Source organism: Mycoplasma hafezii (assembly GCF_049942695.1).
GTDB lineage: Bacteria > Bacillota_I > Bacilli_A > Mycoplasmatales > Metamycoplasmataceae > Mycoplasmopsis > Mycoplasmopsis hafezii.
The window spans coordinates 284,218-305,576 of sequence record NZ_CP187940.1; the positions used below are offsets into that span (position 1 = coordinate 284,218).

A 21,359-nucleotide genomic window follows, 5' to 3' on the forward strand; every position below is an offset into this window, starting at 1 on the left:
ATGAAAAAACTTAGATTATTATTACTTTCAAGTGGGCTTGTTGCTACAGCAGCTCCATTAGTTGCTCTTTCTGCTGCTTGTGATGGCGAAACTAAACCAAAACCAAATCCAAACCCAACTCCAGAACCTACACCAGAGCCAACTCCGCAACCAACACCTCAGCCTGATCCTACACCAAATCCAAACCCAACTCCAGAACCTACACCGGATCCAACTCCTACACCAAATCCAAACCCAGATACAGGAAATCAAAATTCAAATAAAGAGCTTTTTGACAAAGTAATGAATCAAACATTTCCATTTGAAAACTCAAGTATGAGTTCATATGCGAAAAAAGGTGTTTTCAAAATCCAAGTTAACTCACAACCTGGAATTTCTGATTTCTGATACGACGCATCAAACAAATATGGTGGATGAAGTGGAATTTGACCAGATCAAACAGTTCCTACATTAATTGATTTAGAATCATCAGGTAGACCATTATTTAAATATGTTGAAACAGGAATCGATCCAGTTACTGGATTACCTAAATCAACAAACTATGTAACACAACCATCATTAGAATCATACAAATTAAGATTGGCAGATGCTGTTGTTGTTGAATTTGCTGATGGAACTAAAAAAGTATATGACAATGATGATGCTGATATTGCACCACAACCTGATGTAGAAGGAAAATACTTTGCTAACACATCATACAAATTAACTTCAAATAATCCAAAATCAATTAACTCACAAGCTTTCTTAAATGATTTACAAAAAGCTGTAAAAATGAGTGTAAGAATTCGTAAAAATGTTAAATGAGTTGATCAAACAGGTAAAGAAACTAAATATCCATTACAAGCTGTTGACTTCTGAACAGGATTCCAAAGAACAGTTGCTAACGACACAAACTACCGTCATGAAAATGGTGGTTCTGCAGAAATTGATGCTGCTGTTAACAAAATAATTACAGTAGAACAATTCAAACCAAAAGCTACATATGGAAACGCTTATATCTTTGATTTATATAATGTAGATATGAAAGCAATCTTAGATAAAGAGCAATCAGTTTCAAAAGATAAAGACGGAAATGAATACTTCACACTTAAGAGATTAGATCAAAACGAACCAGCTCAATTCTTAGAAATTATTAAAGAATTCTACGAAAACTATGAATTCGTACCAGCACCACACGCTTACATTAATGCAGATTATGACAACATTAAATTAGATACAAGTAAATCAGTTTCTGCTGATGAACTTAAAAAAGCTGCAGAAACAGCACAAGATGCTGTAGGAACAATGAGAGAAATCGGTGAATACTGATACGGAATGGGAATTAACACAACATTATTCGTTGGTAAATACTATGCGACAGGTTACAACACAAATACATTAGTTGAAGCAAATAAACTTAATAAACATTATGCAGACCAAAGATTTGTAAACGATAAAAGAGTAATTCGTTCATACGAAAAACAATATACAAATGCTCCTTTATCACCAGAAGCATACCAATTAGCTACATTAAACTACTACAAATCAGGAGAACAAGCGTCAATTGGTTTATCAGCTATTGATAAAACAGCTGCTGCTGATTTAGAAAAAGAAGGTGCAAAATTCGGATTAACATATGTACAAGCTAAATCAGCGACAAATTTAGTAAAAGACATTTACAATTCATTTGTGCCAGTCGAAGCATTATCAAGCGATTATGCACATTCAGATGTTTATACAAATAATATTTCTAAAGTTATCTTCGGTCAACCAGCGGATAAAGTTCTTTCAGCACCTAACGTATTATTAGAAGGTATGACAGGACCAGCTGCAGAATTTAGAACAATTTTAAATACTGCAATTAACTGACAAGCTGTAGTAGATTCATACTACCCAGGTAGTCCACGTTCACCATGATTAGTACCACTTGCACCTGATGCACAAATTAAACCAGGTTCAAGCGATAAAACAGTTGGTGATACACCAAGAGATAACTTAAACTTATTACATGAATTATTTGTTTATGACTACAAAACAGGAGAAAAAGTTGATTTAGGTAACGGACTTGGAACAACATTAACAATCGGCGACAGTTCATCAGTTGACAAAAACACAGATGAACAATTCCAATCTGCTGCATATAAAACTTTACAAAAATTAATGACTAGCTTGCTAGATGAGTTATACGAAAAACAAGGATTAAAAGATACAGATAAATTAGATTGAAAAATTGTTGCTCGTTATACAAACATGCAAGAAGTGCAAAAAGTTACAGTACTTAAATTACTTAAAACATGAAACGCTTTAGATACTAAAGGAAGATTAAACTTCTACTACACAATTCCAAATGCTCAAAAAGATGAAGATCCTTCAAAAGGTGGATTCTATGCTAACTGATACGGAAATAGATTAGCAAAACTTAGTGGTTGAGGATATGACTACGACGGAATTGGTTCAGGTTTAGATGGATTTACAAACCAAACAACAAACTTCTTAATTGCTTTTGGTTTATTAACTGAACAACCTGAAACAATGGCTAAATTTGAAAAATCATTCCCTCAAACAGTTAGAGTTGCAAAAGCTTGAATGGAATACTTAAACAAAGTGGAAAAAGAAGGTAAAAAATTAACAATTCCAGTATCACAATGAGCAAAAATGAGCAACTCAAATATTCAAAATGTATACGAAGTAATGGGACAATACACTTACGATGAAGCAAATGAAAAATTTGTTCCATATAAACCAGAAGCAGGTGTTGAAGCACCATCAATGGGAGTGCTTTCATCTAAATTCTGATTAGAATACCAAAATAGAAAAGATGTTACTAAAAAAGACTTATTAGTATTAAGTTCTGAATTATCACAAGTACTTGGATTCTCAGTTGACTTGAGTTTAGGAATTAGTAAAGACAAATTCGTAAAAACATTCGTTAACCCAAGTTACTTATACCCAGCTACATCATCTAAATCAGGTGATTACACAAACGTAAGGTTATCTCAAGACATCGATTTATAGTTAAATAAAACAGTGAAACTAACAATTATATAATTGTTAGTTTTCTTACTTTCGAAAGGAGACAAATGCTAAAGTATATTAGTCAGAGAATTTTGTTCGCATTTATTACACTGATCATTATTATTCTTGTTGTGTTTTTATCTGTGGCAATCTTCGCAGAAAACCCTTATGCTAAGCAAGCTTTAGGAGTTTCTGGTAGTGGTGAATCTGGCGGAATGGCAAATGCTGCAAAGCTGGAAGCCTTGTTTAACGACTCGGTTAAGCATCACTTAACACCTAACTTACCTTATTCTGAAGTTAAAGACACTTGAACAACCTTAACTGTAAATCCATTTGTTCGTTTAGGATATTGATTCCAAGATGTATTTAACTCAGAACACCCTTTTGGTGTGCCTTATAACAATAACTTACTTAAGGATAACGGAGTTACTACAATTCCTGCTTACTTCTTTAAGTACTTAAAATTCTCAATTATTATTACATTACCTGCCTTTGTAATTAGTGCAATTGCTGGAGTGTTTTTAGGAATAGTAGCTGGATACAAACGTGGAACAGCTTTTGACGTGGTGGTAAACTTCTTCTCATTAATTTTCGTAGCATTACCTACATTCGTTTTAGCACCGATTTTAATTACTATGCTTTTATCCGTTAATGTTACACCACTATTTTTAAACCCTATGGACCCGACAGTCGTAGCGTCACAAGGTTGAAGTAAAATTATAGTTTCTTGATTACCTCCAATTTTTGTTATCGTACTTGGATCATTATCAGGATACATTTCATATACAAGAAACCAAGTGGTTTCAGTTCTTACTTCAAACTACGTTTTAATTGCTCGTTCAAAAGGATTAAGTACTACACAAATTTTCTTTAAATATGTGTTTAGAAATATTTCAATTCCTCTTGCTGCAATTATTATCCCTTCATATATCGGATTACTTTCAGGTGGAATTATTATTGAAACATATTGAAGAGTACCAGGGACATCAGCTGTGCTTACACAAGCGTTCCCTAATGGTGAAATTAACTTAATTATGTTCTCAACAGTATTGTTTACTGCTCTTAGCTTATTTACAACAATTATTGTTGATGTTGTGTTTGCTTTCTTAGATCCTAGAATTAAATATGGTTCAGCATCTAAATACAACTACAAATTAATTTTTACTGCTTGATTAAACAGAAATAAACAATTTAAAGAACTTGAATTAAAGAGAAAGGAGAGTTAGATGACTACTAAAGAATTTAACAGAAAATATGGTTTAAACTTATCAGATAACTCTTCTGATCTGTTTAAAAGAGTTCCTAACAAATCTAAAAACTTTGTTAACGTTGCTGGTAAACCAAAGAAAATGGTTGCTGAGATTTTCAAAAGATATTTCACAAACTGAGCAATCGTATTATTTACAGTAATTTTCTTATTTGTTTTAATTACTTCAATCGTAGTAACTGTATCAGCAAAACACAGTCCAAATGAACCTATTTCTGATACTATGTTTTTTAGAGTTCCGAAAACTTGAACTTTAGATGCTAAAACAAATACATACGTACCAAGTAATTATGAGTGAGTTAAAGGAAGTGGTGAAATTAGAAACTTACCTCCAGCATATAAGCAATGAATTCCGCTTCGTGCGTTTATGGAACAAAGTAACTACGCTAAATATATGCAAGCTTTTAACTCTAATTACGGTGGTTACATTGCAAAAGAAATTATCAAACCAATTACTGATAATGATTCAGCAATAAAAATCGTAAAAACCGAGATTATCCAAAGTGATGGAAAACCTGCCGTTAAAACAGAAATTTTAATTAATGCCTTTAGATTTTATGAAGCAATGAATTTAAACATTTTCTTAAGTGAAGGTAATTTCCCTAAAAATGCTTCATTACCTCAAACTCAAGCAGCTGTGAATACATTATTAAGTGTTAATGGTGGTAGTTTATACCCAACAACAATTTTAGGAACAAATCAAGCTGGTATTGATATTTGAACTTCTTCATGAATTGGTACTTGAAACGCTATTAGACTTGCTTTAATTGTTGCTACATTACAAACAATCATCGGAGTAGCTGTTGGTTCATACTTAGGTTTCCACGTAGGTTCATGAATTGATACAGTAATTATGCGTCTAATTGAAATCTTTGTTGCTCCACCAGGACTTATTTGATTACTTCTTTTTGCTTCTACATTCGGTACAAGCGACTTAACACTTATTTTAGCTCTTGTATTCACAGGTTGAACAGGTGCTGTTGGTGGAACTAGAATGTTTATCATCACAGTTAAAGATTCAGAATTCATTACAGCTTCTAAATCAGTCGGTGCTTCAAAAGCTAGATTAATTTATAAACATGCTTTACCTGCAATTATTGGAAAAATCGCAAACAGCTATGTTTCTAGAATTCCAGGTATCATTCTTTCAGTTTCATCACTTGCCTTCTTAGGATTTTTCAAAGGTGATAATACTAACCTTGGAGCATTACTTTCAAGTGCTGCTGGTGAAGCTTCACAAAACTTCTGAATTTTACTTTTACCTTCATTAATATTATTATCAATTTCAGTTTCATTACACTTTATGGCTTTAGGTATTCATGATGCTCTTGATCCTAAAGTTATTAGAGGAAAATAGGAGATTTATGGAAAAAGAAACTTTACTAAGAGTTAGAAACCTTAGGGTTAACTTTAAAACAGGTCGTAACAAGTTTATTAACATTGTTCGTGGTGTTGACTTAAACATTAAAAAAGGACAAATTGTTGGACTTGTAGGTGAATCTGGAAGTGGTAAAAGTGTTACAAGTAAATCTTTAATTAATATTAATGAAAATGCCTTCATCACTGCTGATGAAATGGTAATTAATGGTATTGACTTAACTCAATCTCAAAAAGAAAAATTCTGACAAACTATTCGTGGACACCAAATTGGATATATTCCACAAGATCCTCTTACATCATTAAATCCAACTAGAAAAATTGGTAAACAATTACTTGATGCTTTAAATACTAATGCAGAATGAAAAAGTAAACCATATGTAGAAAAAAGAAAATACTTAGTTGATTTACTTACTCGATTTGGAATTAGATCTGCAGATCAAGTGTTTGATATGTATCCACACACACTTAGTGGTGGAATGAAACAACGTGTTGTTATTACAATGGTTGTTGCTTTAAAACCAAGTTTAATTATTGCTGATGAACCTACTACAGCACTAGACCCAACTGTGCAAGCATCAGTTTTAGCCTTATTTGAAGATATTCGTAAACAAATGGGTATTTCAATTATTTTAATTAGTCACAACATTAGTGTTGTTGCTAAATTCTGTGATTATATTTATGTAATGTATGCTGGAAAAATCGTTGAAAAAGGTACAAAGAGAGATATCTTTGCTGAACCTGCTCACCCATACTCTTGAGCTTTAATTTCAGCTATTCCAGAAAATAAAGAAGATCGTTTATATAGTATTAAAGGTACTCCGCCAGATATGTCTAACTTACCTCTAGGAGATGCTTTTGCACCTAGAAATGATTATGCTTTAGAAATTGACTTTATTAAAGAACCACCACTTTTCAAAATTAGTGAAACTCACGCTGCAGCAACTTGATTGCTTCACCCTGATGCACCTAAAGTGGAATTACCAGAAGAATTAGTACAAAGATTAGATAGTTTTAGAAAGGTTTTTGACAATGAAAAATAACGAAGAACAAAAAATATTAGATATTTCTGGACTTAAAAAATACTTTGTTAACGGAAGCAGAGTTAACAAAGCTGTTGATAATGTTAGTTTTGATGTTAAAAAAGGTGAAATTGTCGGACTAATCGGTGAATCTGGAAGTGGTAAAACAACTGTAGGTCGTTCATTACTTAGACTTTATGATGACTTTAGTGGTTTTGTTACATTAGGTGATCAAATTATTTCTGGTAAAAGAATTTCTAAAAAACGTGCAAAATATATGCATAAAAATATTCAAATGATCTTCCAAGACCCAATGGCTGCATTAAACGGTCAAAACAATATCTTTGGAATTTTAAAGGAACCACTTGTAGTTAATAAAATTATTAAAAACAAGATTGATGATATTAAAGTTGACTGAACTGATGTAGCTCACAACTTCCACTATACATTTTTAGAACAAGCTTTAAAATTAAAACTTGAAAACCTAAAAATTACTAACAAATTGTACGAACCATTTATTAAAAAATGACAATCAGTTAAATTAAATGATTTTAATTTAAACGAATCATTAGACGACCAATTTAACTCATACTTTGCTTTCTTAGAAGAAAAAAACAAAATTAACTCAATCATTATTAATAACCTTTATAAAAACTCTGAAACATTAATTAACTTATTTGAAACTAAACAAAATGATTTTAGAAACAAACAAATTGATTTTGATGAAATTGAATTAGCTGCTGCAAAAGAAGAATATTTATATCAAAAGAAACTTAGATTTAATACTGAAACATATTTACGTGCAAAAGGAAAAAGACGTAGAGATTGACAAGAATGAAGAAAATATGTCAATTATACTAATGACTTTAAATCTGTTTCTAAAAACGCAATTAAAAACTTTAAATATGAAGCAAAAAACGAAGCAAGCATTCATAAAAATGAAGCACTTAGCACTTCTAGCTTAGGATACTTTTTCCACCAATATAAGCTTTACAAAATTAATCAGCAAATCAAATCTGAGTTAAGTCGTAATGCAAAACATTTATACTTTTTAAAATTAAAAGATTTGAAAAGATTAATGAATGAATTACAAGAATATGGAATTGAGTTTTATGAAAAAGAACTAAATGTTGATGAAACCTCAAAAGCTTCAGTTGCTGAAATTAAAAGAATAATTAAGAATAGATTTAGTTTTGACTTTGAAATATATGAAGATATTTCAGAAAGAAGACAATTTATACTGCGTGAATGAAAAAAAATAACATTCCAAAGGTTACTTAGCAGTTCTTTATTTACATTTAGACAATGATTCAAGTTTCCTAAACCAAATAAAGAAAAACTAAATGAAGCTAAAGCAAAATATGAAGCAGCACAAGAAGTGTTCCAAAGAGAACTTGATAAATTCGTTGCTGAATATAACAAGAGAATTAAAGAGTACCGTGCTGAAATTCAAAAATTAGAAGCTACTAAAAATGAAGTTTTACAAATTGAAAAAGAAGAAACTAAAAAATTCTTCGAAATTCATAAAAAATTCAATGATTTCTACAAAAAAGAAGTTATTTTACCTGCTAAAAATAAATATTTAGAAGCAAGCAAAGAAGCAAACTTTATTTTAAGATTAAAAGAACTATTCATTAAAAACAAAAAAGAAGTTGCAGAACCTAAAAACAAAGCTGATCATTTAAAAAATATATATAGACAAAAAGTAATTGATTTAAAAATTTACAACACAAATATTGTTGATAAAGTAAATAGTAATAAATCGTTTAATGTCGAAATGAAATATGTTAACAGAGACATTAAAAATATTTATTTATTATTAGGTGTTTCGCGTTTTGACCAAAAAGTAGTTAAATTTAAATCTAAGAAATTACTCCAAAAATTATTCTCATGCTATAGAAATCATAAGTTAGCACAATTATTTACCCAAACTACAATTTATAAAGCACTTGAAGATGTTGGGTTGCTTAAACAATTTGCTTACCGTTATCCACACGAATTCTCAGGTGGACAACGTCAAAGAATTGTTATTGCACGTGCTTTAATTACACAACCAAGTGTAATTGTTGCTGATGAACCAATTGCTTCATTAGATATTTCTATTCAAGCTCAAGTTGTTAACTTACTTAAAGACTTATGTAAAGAAAAAAACATTGGTATGGTATTTATTGCTCACGATTTATCAATGATTGAATATATTGCTGATAGAGTGCAAATTATGCACCTTGGTAAAATTGTTGAATCTGGAGACACTGAGAAAATTTATAACAACCCTGTTCACCCATATACAAAGAATTTATTCAAAGCAATTCCGAAAATTTCAAATGCTAACGAAAAATTCAAGGATGTTTCTTTTGAAACTTCATATTTACTTGAACAACAATATCCAAATGTTCCAAAAGTATTTGAAGTTGAAGAAAATCACTATGTCTATGGTACAAAACAACAAGTTAAAAAATGAACATCTAAATAAAAGCTGGTATAATATACCAGAGCCGACATCGAGCAAAGCAAACGCTTTAAATGATGTTAACAGCCATCGTAGATGGCTTTTTTAATAAAATTAAATTAAAGTAGGTAACCAATGACTAAATATAACGATATTATTATTTGCACCACAGACACCGTTTTAGGAATAGGTGGAAAAATTACAGATGAAGTGCTTAGTCAAATTTATGAGCTTAAAAAACGTCCACTTGAAAAGAAAATTATGATTCTAGTTGGAAGTATTGCTCAAGCTGAAACCTTTCCACAATGAACAAAAGCAGCTACTCAAAAGGCTCAAGAAGTCTGACCAGGAGCAAATAGTATTATTATTAATAATCAAGGTTTCAGAATGCCTAATCAACCTCAATTAATTGAATATTTATTAAAAAATGGACCTATTTATATGACTAGTTGTAATCTTTCTGGTCAACAACCTTTATCACTCAAAGAGGCTCATGAAGTTTTTCCAGAAGTTAAGCATTTTTATGACTTTGGTCCAATGTCTGGAAAACCAAGCACAATTTATAACTTAGATACAAATGAAGTAATTGAAAGAAATTAAGATGAGTGTGGTTAAAGTTTCAAATAAAAGCAGAACTATATTATCATCACTATCGTTCTTTTTAGGTTGCTTTGGTGCTGATCGTTTTTACGCTGGAAGAATTACTTTAGGAATTATTAAGATTTTCGGAGTATTCTTAACTTTTGGTATTTGAGCAATTGTTGATTTTGTTTTAGCTCTTATTGGTAAACAAAAAGATGCTAACAGTGCTTATATTCAAAACTGATAATTATTAAAAAGGTTAGTTTAAAGTTGATTTTTACTATTTTTTAGCGTTATAAGTAAAATATTACTTAATAAAAAATGTTTGTAAATTTATTATTTTGCTTTATAATTTAGTAAGAATTGTTAACAATAAAAAATAAAGGAGCATTATGGCTAGAGAAGGATACACACTTGTATGTACAGAGTGTAAAATGGAAAATTACATTTCAAAGAAAAATAAAAAGAATACTCCTGAAAAAGTAGAACTTAAAAAATATTGCTCAAAATGTAATTGTCACCAAACACACAAAGAAAAGAAATAATAATTTATTTGAATAGTTTCTACTATTCATTTTTTTATTAACCACGAAAGGAATAATTATGGATAGAAAAAAATTAGATGAAATGTTTGATAAATTAGGTGTTGAAGTTTTAATTTCAGAAGCACCTCAAACACGTTTATGATATGCTGGAATCCAAACAACAGATGGAATGATTGCGATTGAAAAAGATAAAGCTACTTTATTTGTTGATGGAAGATATATCGAATACGCAAGAAATAATGCTAAAAATGTAGATATTGTTTTAATTAAAGGGAATTCAATGTCTGAATGATTTAAAAACCGTGGATACAAAAAAATCGCTTTAGAAAAGAACTACTTAACTAAAGAAGTTGAAAATAGAATTATGAAAATGGTTAATCCAGAAGTAGTTGAATGAGTTGATGCTCAAGAACTTAGAATCGTTAAGTCAGATGAAGAACTTCAAATTATGCAAAAAGTTATCGATATTACTTTAGAAGCATACGATGAATTTATGCAAAATGTTAAAGAAGGAATGACTGAAAAAGAAGCAGCAGCACTACTTAACTACTACCTTAAAATGCACGGTGCTGAAAAAGAAGGATTTGATGAAATTATTGCAGCAGGTCCATCATCAGCTGAACCACACCACCACCCTACAGATAGAAAAATTGAAAAAGGTCAATTACTTAAAGTAGACTTTGGTGCTAGATACAAAGGATATACAGCTGATATTACACGTACAAGCATTTTCGGTGGAGAAGAAACAGCTAAAAATCCTAAGTTAGTTGAAATCTTAAATATTGTTAAAGAAGCAGCTTACGAAGGAAGAAAAGCAGTTAGACCAGGAATTAAAGCTTCAGAAGTTGATAAAGTTTGTCGTGACTACATCGCTTCAAAAGGTTATGGAGAATACTTTGTACACTCAACAGGACACGGTTTAGGAATTGATGTACACGAATGACCTTCTGTATCACCATTATCTAACTTCGTGCTTGAACCAGGAATGATTTTAACAGTTGAACCAGGAATTTACATTGAAGGACTTGGAGGTGCTAGAATTGAAGATGACGTTCTAGTTACTGAAGATGGACACTATGTATTTTCAAGACCTAACGAAAAATAATAATGTCAAAACTTTATAATGAAATCGAACCTTTTGAACAAGGTTGATTAAAAGTTTCTGAATTACATTCAATTTATTATGAAGTAAGTGGTAATCCAGAAGGAATACCACTTTTATTTGTACATGGTGGTCCTGGTGGCTCAACAAGTCCAAAATGTAGAAGATTATTTAATCCTGAAAAATATAAAATCATTCTTTTTGATCAAAGAGGTACAGGTAAAAGTTTACCGCTATTTGAAACAACAAATAACAACACTTGAGAATTAGTTAAAGACATTGAAAAATTAAGAGAATATTTAAATGTCGAACAATTTGTTCTTTTTGGTGGTAGCTGGGGTACAACATTAGGTTTAACCTATGCAATTAATCATCCAAATAGAGTAAAAACATTAGTTTTACGTGGTGTCTTTTTAGCAAGACAAGAAGATATTGACTTTTTATACGAAAAAGGTGCTGATGCTTTTTATCCTGAGTATTTTAAAGACTATGCAGATTTTGTTAAAGATGTCCCAGAAAGTTCAATTTTAAGAAAATATTACAAAGTATTAAATACTAATGAATATGATGTTGAAACTAAAGAAAGAGCAGCATACTTATTTGCTAACTGAGAAGGTTGCTTAGTGAGTGTTAATCATCCAAAACTAAGTGATGAAAAAGATGGAAATATGTCTATTGCTAAATTAGAGTCACACTATTTTTATCACGGTTCATTTTTCCCAACTGATAATTACATCTTAGAAAATACCGATAAAATTAAAAATATTCCAACTTACATTGTCCATGGCCGTCAAGATATGGACACTAGACCAATTGGAGCTTATTTATTAAATGAAAAGCTTAATAACTGTGAATTAAACTTTATCGACACAGCAGGCCACACAATGTGAGATGAAAATAATTTAAGTAAGTTAATTGAGATCTTTGATCGTATTTAGAAACAAGAGTTCCTTTTATAAGGAACTTTTTATTTAACAAAATTGCGAAAAAAACTTGCTAAGCAAGTTTCGGTCAAATTAATGAAATGGAGCGAGTGAAGGGAATCGAACCCTCATAGTCAGCTTGGAAGGCTGAAGTTCTGCCATTAAACTACACTCGCATCTGATTTGCTTTAATATTATAACAGCATTTATTTTAAACACAAATATTTTTTTAAAATTTTTTTATGCATTTTTAAAGCTGAAATAAATGTTAAAAAATATTATATTTTTTATTTGACTTAATGTTAATTATTAATTAATTTGTCCACCTGGATAGATACTAAAACTATAATTGTATTAGTGTCTTGAAAGGTGGTTTTCTTATGAAAATAGAAACTAGAACAGCGTATGAAGTACAAAGAATGCATAAATACGAAATGATAGGTAGATACTTTGAATTATCAAATCAAAAACTTGCAACAATGCTTAATGTTTCAACTAAAACAATACAAAGAATTAAAAAGGATATTTTAATCAAGAAAGAAACTAAAGAAATCTTTTATTCTTTTGTTCACGGAAATAGATTTAAGACAAAAGAAAATTGCGGAATAACCCAAGAAATTTATAACAACGCAGTCGACAAATATAACCAAATCAAGACTGCTATTTTTCCGCATCAAAATTCTACTTTTTCAGATATTACAGTAAGTGATTTCGTAGACAGATTAAATTTAAGCGAAAGACAGTTCTATTCAAAATCTCATTTTAAAAAGCTTTTACGTAAAAATGGGTTTGCTAATTCTTTTTCTCATAAGAAAACTAAAAGATATGCAAAGAAATTACTTCAAAACAAATTAAAACAAGAAGTGTCAAAACTAACAAAAACAGAAATCAACAGATTAACCAAAATTATCGAGCACATAAATCAAACAGATGAAAAAATAGAAAAGAGACAATATTTAAATATTAAGGAAAATAGAAAATTTGGAGAATTTATTGAATTAGATGCTTGTATCGAAGTGTTTTGAAATAACGAAACTGTGCTCTTATTTCACGCAGTAGATTCTGCAACTGGTAAATTATTAGCTATTCATTGTGAAAAAACCGAAACTGCAATAGGATATCAAAGACTACTAGATAAAGTTTTTAAAAAATATGGTTTTCCACAAAATATTTCAACAGATAGAAGAAGAAATTTTTGAATCAATGGTGAAACAATGACAAATTTTGAAAAAGCTTTAAATAAAAGAGGTATTAAGTTATTAACTTCAAGCAATCCAACGTTCAAACCTAATGTTGAGCGTTCTTTTTTAACAGCACAAATGAACTATCCTTTATTTTTTTACGAAAATCAAATAAATTCTATTAAGTCATTAAATGATAATTGAGAATTTATTGTAGATTTTTACAATAATAAATTCAATAAAAACAACATATCAAAATCAAATGTTTTTGAAAAAGGAAAGTTATTTGATGATAATCCTGATTTTTTAATAGAAATTAAAAGAAAAATTACATCTGGTGTTTTTAAAATGAACGGTAATTATTACGCACCTTTTGATAAAGAAGGGAAAAGAATTTATATCAGAAGTAGTGTCGAAGCAACATTGGTTACTGATATAAATCAAAAAATTTGATTTTTAATAAAAGGTCAAAAGTTTGATGCAAGAATACCAAACGGAAAACAATTAAGTGAACAAGAATTATGATCACTAGCTAAAAATTTAGATATTAATATTCCTTTAGTTCAATGTTCTTTCAAATGAAATTAAGAAAGCGAGAGAGTTCCATAAATTTTTACATAAAGTTAAAGAACTGTTGCAAAAGAAAAGAGAACTCCCTGACGAAATTCTCTTTAAAATTCAAAGTGTTCTTGAAAGGTTCTCTAGTTCTCTTGATAACATAGAAAACCAAATTAAATTATGCTAGAAATATCTAGCATTAATATGATATTATTTTTTTAATAAAACAGGTGGACAAAATAAATAATAATTCATATAAATGTTAAAAAATATTATATTTTTTATTTGACTTAATATATATTTGTGTTAAAATATTAAAGCAACAACGAAAGACGTTGCAAATCACAAAAAAGCTTAAAATAAAAAAATAAAAAAAATGTTTTGATTTTATAAAATTTGATTTATAATATTAAAGCAAACAAAAGCCCAGGTGGCGGAATGGTAGACGCAAGGGACTTAAAATCCCTCGGTAGCAATACCGTGCTGGTTCAAGTCCAGTCCTGGGCACCAATGATGTGCGTCCTTAGCTCAGCAGGTAGAGCAAATGGCTTTTAACCATTGGGTCAGAGGTTCGAATCCTCTAGGACGTACCATTTCAAGAGATTGACCAAAGAATAGCGAAAGCTATTCTTTTTTTATACATTTTAGGTTAAAAAATAAGCAGACTTGCTACTTATTGTTTATTCATTAAGATATTTTCAATGATTTGAACTTGTTTATTTAAAATGTCTATTTTAATATTAGTTGAGTATTTATTAAGAGATTTAACAAATCTAGCATCTTGCAGTAAATTTACTTCGGAAAAAATAAGAATTAAATATTTTTGATCGATAAGTTTTTTATCATTTAGTTTTTGATAATAATTAATATATTTTTGATAATGGTTTATTTTGTAGAATAAAAATTGGTCAGTACGTTTTTCAATGAAAATAGAAATTAAGATATCAATTGCTTTTTTAATCGCTTTGTTTTTCTTTGAATTTGCAAAGAGGATAAATAGAACTACAATGATTAAACCAACGTGCAGTGAAGCTTTAAGGCCTAATTTTAAGAAGTCAAACTTAAAATCTAGTGTTGCTAAAATATCTAAAAAGAAAAATAGAATTAAAAAGAATAATGAGATTCTAATTCAAACATTAATATATTTAAAGCGAATATTTTCATAAATTGATTGTATTCCTAAATTACAAAAGTTATCTAGTTCAGTTAATAATTGGCTAACTTTATTAAAGTTAAATTTATCAGTGTATTCTAATAAATCAATTGTACGAACTGAACGCTCAGTTTGGTTTAATAAGTCTTCTAGGTATTCTTTTAGTTTAATATCAGTTGTTTGTTCCATATAAGCATCAACCTTTTTTAATACTTGTTTGGAAAGTAAAACGATTGCGAATGAAAAAGCAGATTTGACAATCATTCAAATAAATGAACAAATTGCAGCTAAAATTAAGATTGCTACGTATAAATTAAATGTTATTTTAAAATCGGTAGCAATTTTAACTAGTGGTACAATCGGCAAGAAAATTAAATAAAACAATAATCCAAAAAATAGGAATTGCAACGTTAAGGTTAACAAAATCTTATAATTCCATTCTTTAGTATCGTCTGCTTTTTTAGCAAATGATATTGTTTCTAAGTTTTGCTTAATAATTAAATTATTAAGCTCACTTTTCTTTAGTTTAATTAAATTAAATAAATGCATAAAATTATTATAGAATAAACAATAAAAAATGTAATTTAGAATACTAATTTTTGTATCTAAATTACATTAGTTAATTATTTATTTAATAACATAGCAATTTCTGCTTTATAAGGAGAAATACCATCTTCTCAAGGCGTTTCTAAAATTTTTGAAACAGTTTCAAAATCTGGGTCAAAGACTATTTTTTGCAGAGTTGCTAATCCGATAGTTCCAACATTAATATTGGCGTGACAATCTTTATGAGAACCTAAAATATTTTTAGAGTCGTTTAGGTGAATGACTTTAATATGTTTTGTTAGGTCTCATTTTTTTAATTCTCCTGAGTTTCCGAGTTGGAAGCTCAATTTTTTATTCTAATTTTTTCTATTATTTACTATGTAAATAATAGGTAACACTAATTTTCTTATTTTTTTACTTGTATTACTTGTATAAAATGATATAATGAAAATATGGAAAAATTCATTGTCATCAAACATAAAAGAAAAAATCATACATATGTTTCGGTAGCAGTTTCAAACGGTTACGGAAAAGGTTATAGTAATCAAGTAGGAATTGGTAGGTTGGAAAAGTTAATGGAAATTGTTTCTGACCCAATTAGTGTTCTCAAAAAAGAAGCAGAAAAAATCCCTACTACTGAAAGCAAGGAAAAAGTTAAAGAAATTTTACTGAAATCATTAAATAGTCAAACCGTAGAAACAAAAACAGTTAAATATGGTGTTGAAACTATTTATAAAGTAATTGATAGTATGAATTTATTTTCAAACATTCAAAAATCTAAACATAAAGATTTAGATAAATTGTTGAAATACACAATTACTTCACGTATTTTAGACCCTACAAGTATGATCGGAATTTTTCAAAATAAACATAAATTTGTAGAAACTCCAGATGTTAAGAAAACGTCATTTTACGGTTTATTAGATTATATTTTCGACAAAAAGAATCAATTATTAATTAATTTAAACCAAAGAATAGGTGAATTAACAAATAGAAATGTGAATTTATTTTTCTTTGATTCAACCACAACTTACTTTGAAAGTTTTGTAAGAGATGGTTTAAGATATCCTGGTTATTCAAAAGATGGAAAATTTAAAGAAGATCAAGTTGTGATTGGAATGGCGACTGATATTAATGGAATACCAATACATTTTAAAGTATTCAAGGGTTCTACTGCAGATTGCAAAACAATGATACCTTTTATGTTGGAAATAATGTCAATTTACAAAATTCAAAATGTCACAATTATTGCTGATAAAGGTATGAGTATCAACTCTAATATTCGTTTTTTAGAGCAACATAAAATTAACTATATTATTTCTTATAGACTAAAAACAAGTAGTAAAAAGTTTAAGGAATATGTTTTGGATGAAAGTGATTACATCGAAAAAAATAATATTAAATTTAAAGAAATGACATATGCTTCGCTTTTTAAAAGTAAAAGACCTAACGGTGAAGTTAGAAAAAGAATTATTACTTTCAGCGAAAGTCGTGCAGCAAAAGATAGAGAAGATAGAAAAACTTTAATAAACAATTTTAACAAAAGAAAAAATAAAGATGGTTATGTTAATGCAAATGACTTAACCGGTTCTAAAAAGTGTCGTTTTTTCAAACAAATTGGTAAATCTTACTATGAGTTAGATGTAGAAAAAATTCAACAAGATGAAAAATATGACGGTTATTACATTTACGAGACAAATAGATTTGATTTATCTCCGTTTGAAATAATTGATATTTACAGTCAACAATGACAAATAGAAGAAAACTTTAGAACATTGAAAACAGCTTTAGAAGTTAGACCAATGTATGTGTGAAAAGATGAACACATCATCGCACATTTTACATTATGCTTTATGTCGTTAGTTATTTTAAAATACTCACTTTATTTAGTAAATTCAACTTTGGAAAATAGTGGAGTTTTATATGAACATTACACAAACAAAAGATTTATTGAAGCTATTGTTTCAGCTGAATATTTTGTTAAGTATATAAACTCAAAAGAAGTAGAAAAAACTTTCATTGAAAATGAAGATAATAAAAAACAAGTACAAGATTACAAAACAATATCAAATATTGTAAATGCAATTTTGTACAAGTAATTTTATTTTAGGTTTACGAATACACCTATTTTTTAGGTGTATTTATTTTTACCTAGTTACAACTCGGAAACCCAGGAAAATTATTATAGAATAAACAATAAAAAATGTAATTTAGAATACTAATTTTTGTATCTAAATTACATTAGTTAATTATTTATTTAATAACATAGCAATTTCTGCTTTATAAGGAGAAATACCATCTTCTCAAGGCGTTTCTAAAATTTTTGAAACAGTTTCAAAATCTGGGTCAAAGACTATTTTTTGCAGAGTTGCTAATCCGATAGTTCCAACATTAATATTGGCGTGACAATCTTTATGAGAACCTAAAATATTTTTAGAGTCGTTTAGGTGAATGACTTTAATATGTTTTGTTAGGTCTCATTTTTTTAATTCTTGTTTAAATGCACCGTATTGATGTAAATCATAACCTGCATCATAAATATGACAAGTATCTAAACAAATTTGAATTCTCTCGTCATTAACTTTATCAAGAATGTATCTCATTTGCTCGAAATTAATACCAATTTCAGTTCCTTTACCAGCCATAGTTTCCAAACAAATTACAACATCTTTGGTGTTTTTTAAAATATATTTTAGACTATCTACTAAAGTATCTAGTGCTGTTTCGCTGCTATATTTAGTGTATGCCCCAGGATGCAATACCATATATTTGCAACCGATATAATTCATTCGTTCAATTTCAGAAATTAGAAAATCGCATGAGTATTTACTTTTTTCTGGGTTAGCTGGATTAATAATATACGGAGCATGCACGATAATGTTTTCTTTTGGAATTAATTTTTCATATTTTGCTTCGTATTCAGCTAATTTATATTCACTAACTGGTACACGTTTAGTAGTTTGAGGAGCTCCTAAATAAATCATCATAGTATTTGCGTTGTATGAGAGAGCTTCTTCAACTGCACCTACTAAATAATCTGGTTTTTTAAAAGAAACAAAGCTTCCTAATTTAATCATTAGATACCTCTGTATTAGTTTGAGAGTTTGAATTATCATCTAATTTATTTTCGATTTGATTAACATCATCTTCAACTTTTTCAATTACAGTTTTCTTTTGACGTTTTTGTTTGCTGCGTTCTTGCATTTCTGAAAGGAATGAACTTGCAATAACCCCAGAAGGAATAGCGATAATAGCAATAGCAAGAAGTGAAATAAACATTACGATAATTCTTGTAACAGGTGCATGTGGTACATAGTCACCATATCCGATTGTTGTTAATGTGATAGTTGTAAAGTAAATAGCAGTTCAAAAATCAGTTACATAACCATTACTTAAAGCTAAGTAATCAGAGTTTTGAATTCTGTTTAAAAATTCCATTGTAAGAGTAATTAAACCGTTTGTTTCTTGATCGATAGCGTTACGGTCTTGTAATTTATCAAATGGTGTAACTAATAAGTTATGTACAATAACTTGATCGGTAGCTTTACTTAAATCAAATCCTTGAGTTTCTAAGAAATGAATTCATTCTTTGTTTTCAAGAGTTTTAGCAGCCATTGGAAATTCTTTGTTATTTTGTAGACTTAAAATTCAGTTAATTGCGAATTCTCTTTGAGTTACATCTTTTAAGTAAGCTGTTTCATTGTTTCAAATAACAAGTGAGAATAAAATAATTAAAATTACAATTAATCCAAACACAGAAATTAAAATTCTTTTTTGACTTTCAAATACTTTTGCAACAGACATAAATGGTGCAAAAATAGTTAATACCATAAATAATCTAATAATACGTGCGATGTTTAAAGTTTTAAATGCATCAAATGATTTTTTAGTTTCAAGAGATACGTTTCCAAAGTGTTGAATAATGTGCATTGATGCTAAAATACAGCAAAAAATAATGATAGCATTTCAGCTGATTAAATATCTAAGATAACTTTTTCAAAATTGTCCTTTATAATTAGATGCATAACTATAAGTTAGCATATGTGCAACATAGTCAATAATAAAGATAAAGAATGTTAACACAGAAATTAAACTAATAATAACTTTTAATCATGTTGCAGTAATATCAAATAATGATGAAAATGATATTAAACAAGATATTGAAATTGTAATTGCATAAATTCAACGCAGTGTGGTAATTAGTTTATCGTATTTTTTTAAGTCAGGATGTGTACTTTTACGATTTCAAACAATATCTGTTAAACCAAATCATAAAGTACTCTTGCTGACGTTTTTCAGTTGTTCTTTAAGTTTTTTGATCATAAATTTCTCCTTTTCTAAAATTATATTAAATAATAAAACAAAAAATTGATGCTATTGCATCAATTTAAATAACTTGTAATCTAATAAATTTAGTTTGTATTTGATTATCATTTGATTCGCTGATAAATAACATTCTTTCAATTTCGTACCCAATTTTAGCGTAATCAATGAAAATTTTAGATTTATAGTTATTAATGTTATCGTAAATTGAAGTATAACCTATATCTGTAAGTCTTAAACTTCTTGTACCAATAACGGCAAGAGAGATGAAAGATTCGTGGGTAGAACAAACAATGTTTGAATATCCGTGTTTTTTAGTAAATTTATCAAATTCAACAATATCTTTTTGTTGTTTACGGTTTCCAATTGCGTAGTATTCGTATTCAATCGCTAAATCTTTACATGCTTTTTCAAATCCTCTAAAACGATCTGCTCGTTGTTGTGGAGCAAGTTTTTCATCGGCTAAAAATAACATTTTTTGGTTATCTTTACCAAGTTTTTCAAAAAAGTTACGTGTTAGCTGTTCAAAAGAACTAGTTTCATCTGGTTTAATTCAAGATACACCATCTACTTGATGTCCATAAACTACGAAGTTAACATCATCGATTTCTTTAATGTAATTAAAAACTTCAGGATCATTGTGTGGAATAAATAAAACCACTGAAGTAGGACGTCAAGAAAGAATGTATCTAATTGTTGCGATGTAATCTTCTGTGGTAGTACCAGTGTATGATGTATTAACTCTTTTACCATTTTTCTTGGCAGAAATAATAATACCATTAACAATTTGTGAGTAGGCTACATCACCTCAGATAGGCATAATCACAAAAATAGATCTGTCTTTTCCACGGATTAATCTAGCACCATGGTTAGGGAAATATTGATGTTTTTTTACCACAGCTTCAATTTTTGCTCTAGTAGCTTTTGAAACGTAACCTTTATTATAATAACGACTAATTGTAGATATTGATACTCCAGCAATATCTGAAATATCCTTATATGATATTTGTTTTTTCATAGCAAAATTATAGCAAATGTGAAAAATTTTCCACATTTTTTCAATAAAAAAGACTACATAACGTAGTCTCTAATCATTCTGTGAATGGCGGGATATATCGCAAGCAGTGATAACTTATAGTTATCTCAACCTTGTTTTTCAACAAGCATCGTTAATATTATAACAGTGTTTTAAAAAAATAGTAAAAAAATATTTTTTTATTTAAATATTGCGACGTACATATAACTCCTAATTTAATTATTCAATTATGTTTTACAATCCTTTTATAATATATTATAAAAAACGCATATAAGTGTTAAAATATACTTTTAATAAGTTA

17 protein-coding genes and 3 tRNA genes are annotated in these 21,359 nt (G+C 29.0%); 14 read left to right on the top strand and 6 right to left on the bottom strand.

What is annotated here, in order from left to right:
- The 10 genes from ACPYPZ_RS00945 (at position 1) to pip (ending at position 12,276) form a co-directional block, all read left to right on the top strand.
- Entirely contained in the window at positions 1-2,994 is a 2,994-nt protein-coding gene (locus tag ACPYPZ_RS00945; protein WP_426461464.1) for an OppA family ABC transporter substrate-binding lipoprotein, read from the top strand.
- 65 nt (positions 2,995-3,059) lie between these two features.
- Positions 3,060-4,220, top strand: coding sequence for an ABC transporter permease (locus ACPYPZ_RS00950; RefSeq protein WP_426461465.1), 1,161 nt, complete (start codon positions 3,060-3,062; stop codon positions 4,218-4,220).
- Positions 4,221-5,618 (top strand): ABC transporter permease, encoded by a 1,398-nt coding sequence (locus ACPYPZ_RS00955; RefSeq protein WP_426461466.1) that lies wholly within the window; start codon positions 4,221-4,223, stop codon positions 5,616-5,618.
- 7 nt (positions 5,619-5,625) lie between these two features.
- On the top strand, positions 5,626-6,681 hold the full coding sequence (locus ACPYPZ_RS00960; protein WP_426461467.1) for an ABC transporter ATP-binding protein: 1,056 nt from the start codon (positions 5,626-5,628) through the stop codon (positions 6,679-6,681).
- Positions 6,671-9,133, top strand: a complete 2,463-nt coding sequence (locus tag ACPYPZ_RS00965; protein ID WP_426461468.1) for an ATP-binding cassette domain-containing protein — start codon at positions 6,671-6,673, stop codon at positions 9,131-9,133. The genes ACPYPZ_RS00960 and ACPYPZ_RS00965 overlap by 11 nt, the downstream gene beginning before the upstream one ends.
- Before the next feature lie 111 nt (positions 9,134-9,244).
- Complete coding sequence (locus ACPYPZ_RS00970; RefSeq protein ID WP_426461469.1) at positions 9,245-9,709, top strand: L-threonylcarbamoyladenylate synthase; 465 nt, start codon at positions 9,245-9,247, stop codon at positions 9,707-9,709.
- The gene (locus ACPYPZ_RS00975) at positions 9,696-9,938 is read left to right on the top strand and encodes a TM2 domain-containing protein (protein ID WP_426461470.1); all 243 of its coding nucleotides are present in this window, start codon (positions 9,696-9,698) and stop codon (positions 9,936-9,938) included. The genes ACPYPZ_RS00970 and ACPYPZ_RS00975 overlap by 14 nt, the downstream gene beginning before the upstream one ends.
- 145 nt (positions 9,939-10,083) lie before the next feature.
- Positions 10,084-10,236, top strand: a complete 153-nt coding sequence (gene rpmG, locus ACPYPZ_RS00980; RefSeq protein WP_426461471.1) for a 50S ribosomal protein L33 — start codon at positions 10,084-10,086, stop codon at positions 10,234-10,236.
- Positions 10,237-10,294: 58 nt separating this feature from the next.
- Entirely contained in the window at positions 10,295-11,341 is a 1,047-nt protein-coding gene (locus ACPYPZ_RS00985; protein WP_426461472.1) for a M24 family metallopeptidase, read from the top strand.
- A gap of 2 nt (positions 11,342-11,343) precedes the next feature.
- On the top strand, positions 11,344-12,276 hold the full coding sequence (gene pip, locus ACPYPZ_RS00990; protein WP_426461473.1) for a prolyl aminopeptidase: 933 nt from the start codon (positions 11,344-11,346) through the stop codon (positions 12,274-12,276).
- A gap of 87 nt (positions 12,277-12,363) precedes the next feature.
- On the opposite strand, the gene ACPYPZ_RS00995 is transcribed toward pip, so the two are convergent.
- A tRNA-Gly gene (locus ACPYPZ_RS00995) sits at positions 12,364-12,437 on the bottom strand.
- 204 nt (positions 12,438-12,641) lie between these two features.
- Here ACPYPZ_RS00995 and ACPYPZ_RS01000 point away from each other — a divergent pair.
- The 3 genes from ACPYPZ_RS01000 to ACPYPZ_RS01010 all read left to right on the top strand — a co-directional run bounded on the left by ACPYPZ_RS01000 (position 12,642) and on the right by ACPYPZ_RS01010 (position 14,593).
- Entirely contained in the window at positions 12,642-14,030 is a 1,389-nt protein-coding gene (locus ACPYPZ_RS01000; RefSeq protein ID WP_426461474.1) for a hypothetical protein, read from the top strand.
- Between the two features lie 394 nt (positions 14,031-14,424).
- Positions 14,425-14,510: transfer RNA gene (locus ACPYPZ_RS01005), tRNA-Leu, on the top strand.
- A gap of 7 nt (positions 14,511-14,517) precedes the next feature.
- Positions 14,518-14,593: transfer RNA gene (locus ACPYPZ_RS01010), tRNA-Lys, on the top strand.
- An 80-nt stretch (positions 14,594-14,673) separates the two neighbouring features.
- Here ACPYPZ_RS01010 and ACPYPZ_RS01015 read toward each other — a convergent pair.
- A complete protein-coding gene (locus tag ACPYPZ_RS01015; protein WP_426461475.1) occupies positions 14,674-15,702 on the bottom strand; it encodes a hypothetical protein in 1,029 nt (342 codons plus the stop codon).
- A 74-nt stretch (positions 15,703-15,776) separates the two neighbouring features.
- Entirely contained in the window at positions 15,777-16,046 is a 270-nt protein-coding gene (locus ACPYPZ_RS01020; RefSeq protein WP_426461476.1) for a TIM barrel protein, read from the bottom strand.
- Between the two features lie 105 nt (positions 16,047-16,151).
- Between ACPYPZ_RS01020 and ACPYPZ_RS01025 the strand changes: the two genes are divergently transcribed.
- Positions 16,152-17,798: an IS1634 family transposase gene (locus ACPYPZ_RS01025; protein ID WP_426461477.1), complete on the top strand. Its 1,647-nt coding sequence runs from the start codon at positions 16,152-16,154 to the stop codon at positions 17,796-17,798.
- A 150-nt stretch (positions 17,799-17,948) separates the two neighbouring features.
- Here ACPYPZ_RS01025 and ACPYPZ_RS01030 read toward each other — a convergent pair whose 3' ends face one another.
- From ACPYPZ_RS01030 to ACPYPZ_RS01040, 3 genes are all read right to left on the bottom strand, one after another.
- Positions 17,949-18,776: a deoxyribonuclease IV gene (locus ACPYPZ_RS01030; RefSeq protein ID WP_426461478.1), complete on the bottom strand. Its 828-nt coding sequence runs from the start codon at positions 18,774-18,776 to the stop codon at positions 17,949-17,951.
- The gene (locus ACPYPZ_RS01035; RefSeq protein ID WP_426461479.1) at positions 18,769-20,022 is read right to left on the bottom strand and encodes a potassium channel family protein; all 1,254 of its coding nucleotides are present in this window, start codon (positions 20,020-20,022) and stop codon (positions 18,769-18,771) included. The genes ACPYPZ_RS01030 and ACPYPZ_RS01035 overlap by 8 nt, the downstream gene beginning before the upstream one ends.
- A gap of 64 nt (positions 20,023-20,086) precedes the next feature.
- Positions 20,087-21,040, bottom strand: a complete 954-nt coding sequence (locus ACPYPZ_RS01040; RefSeq protein ID WP_426461480.1) for a LacI family DNA-binding transcriptional regulator — start codon at positions 21,038-21,040, stop codon at positions 20,087-20,089.
- Positions 21,041-21,359: the final 319 nt, after the last annotated feature.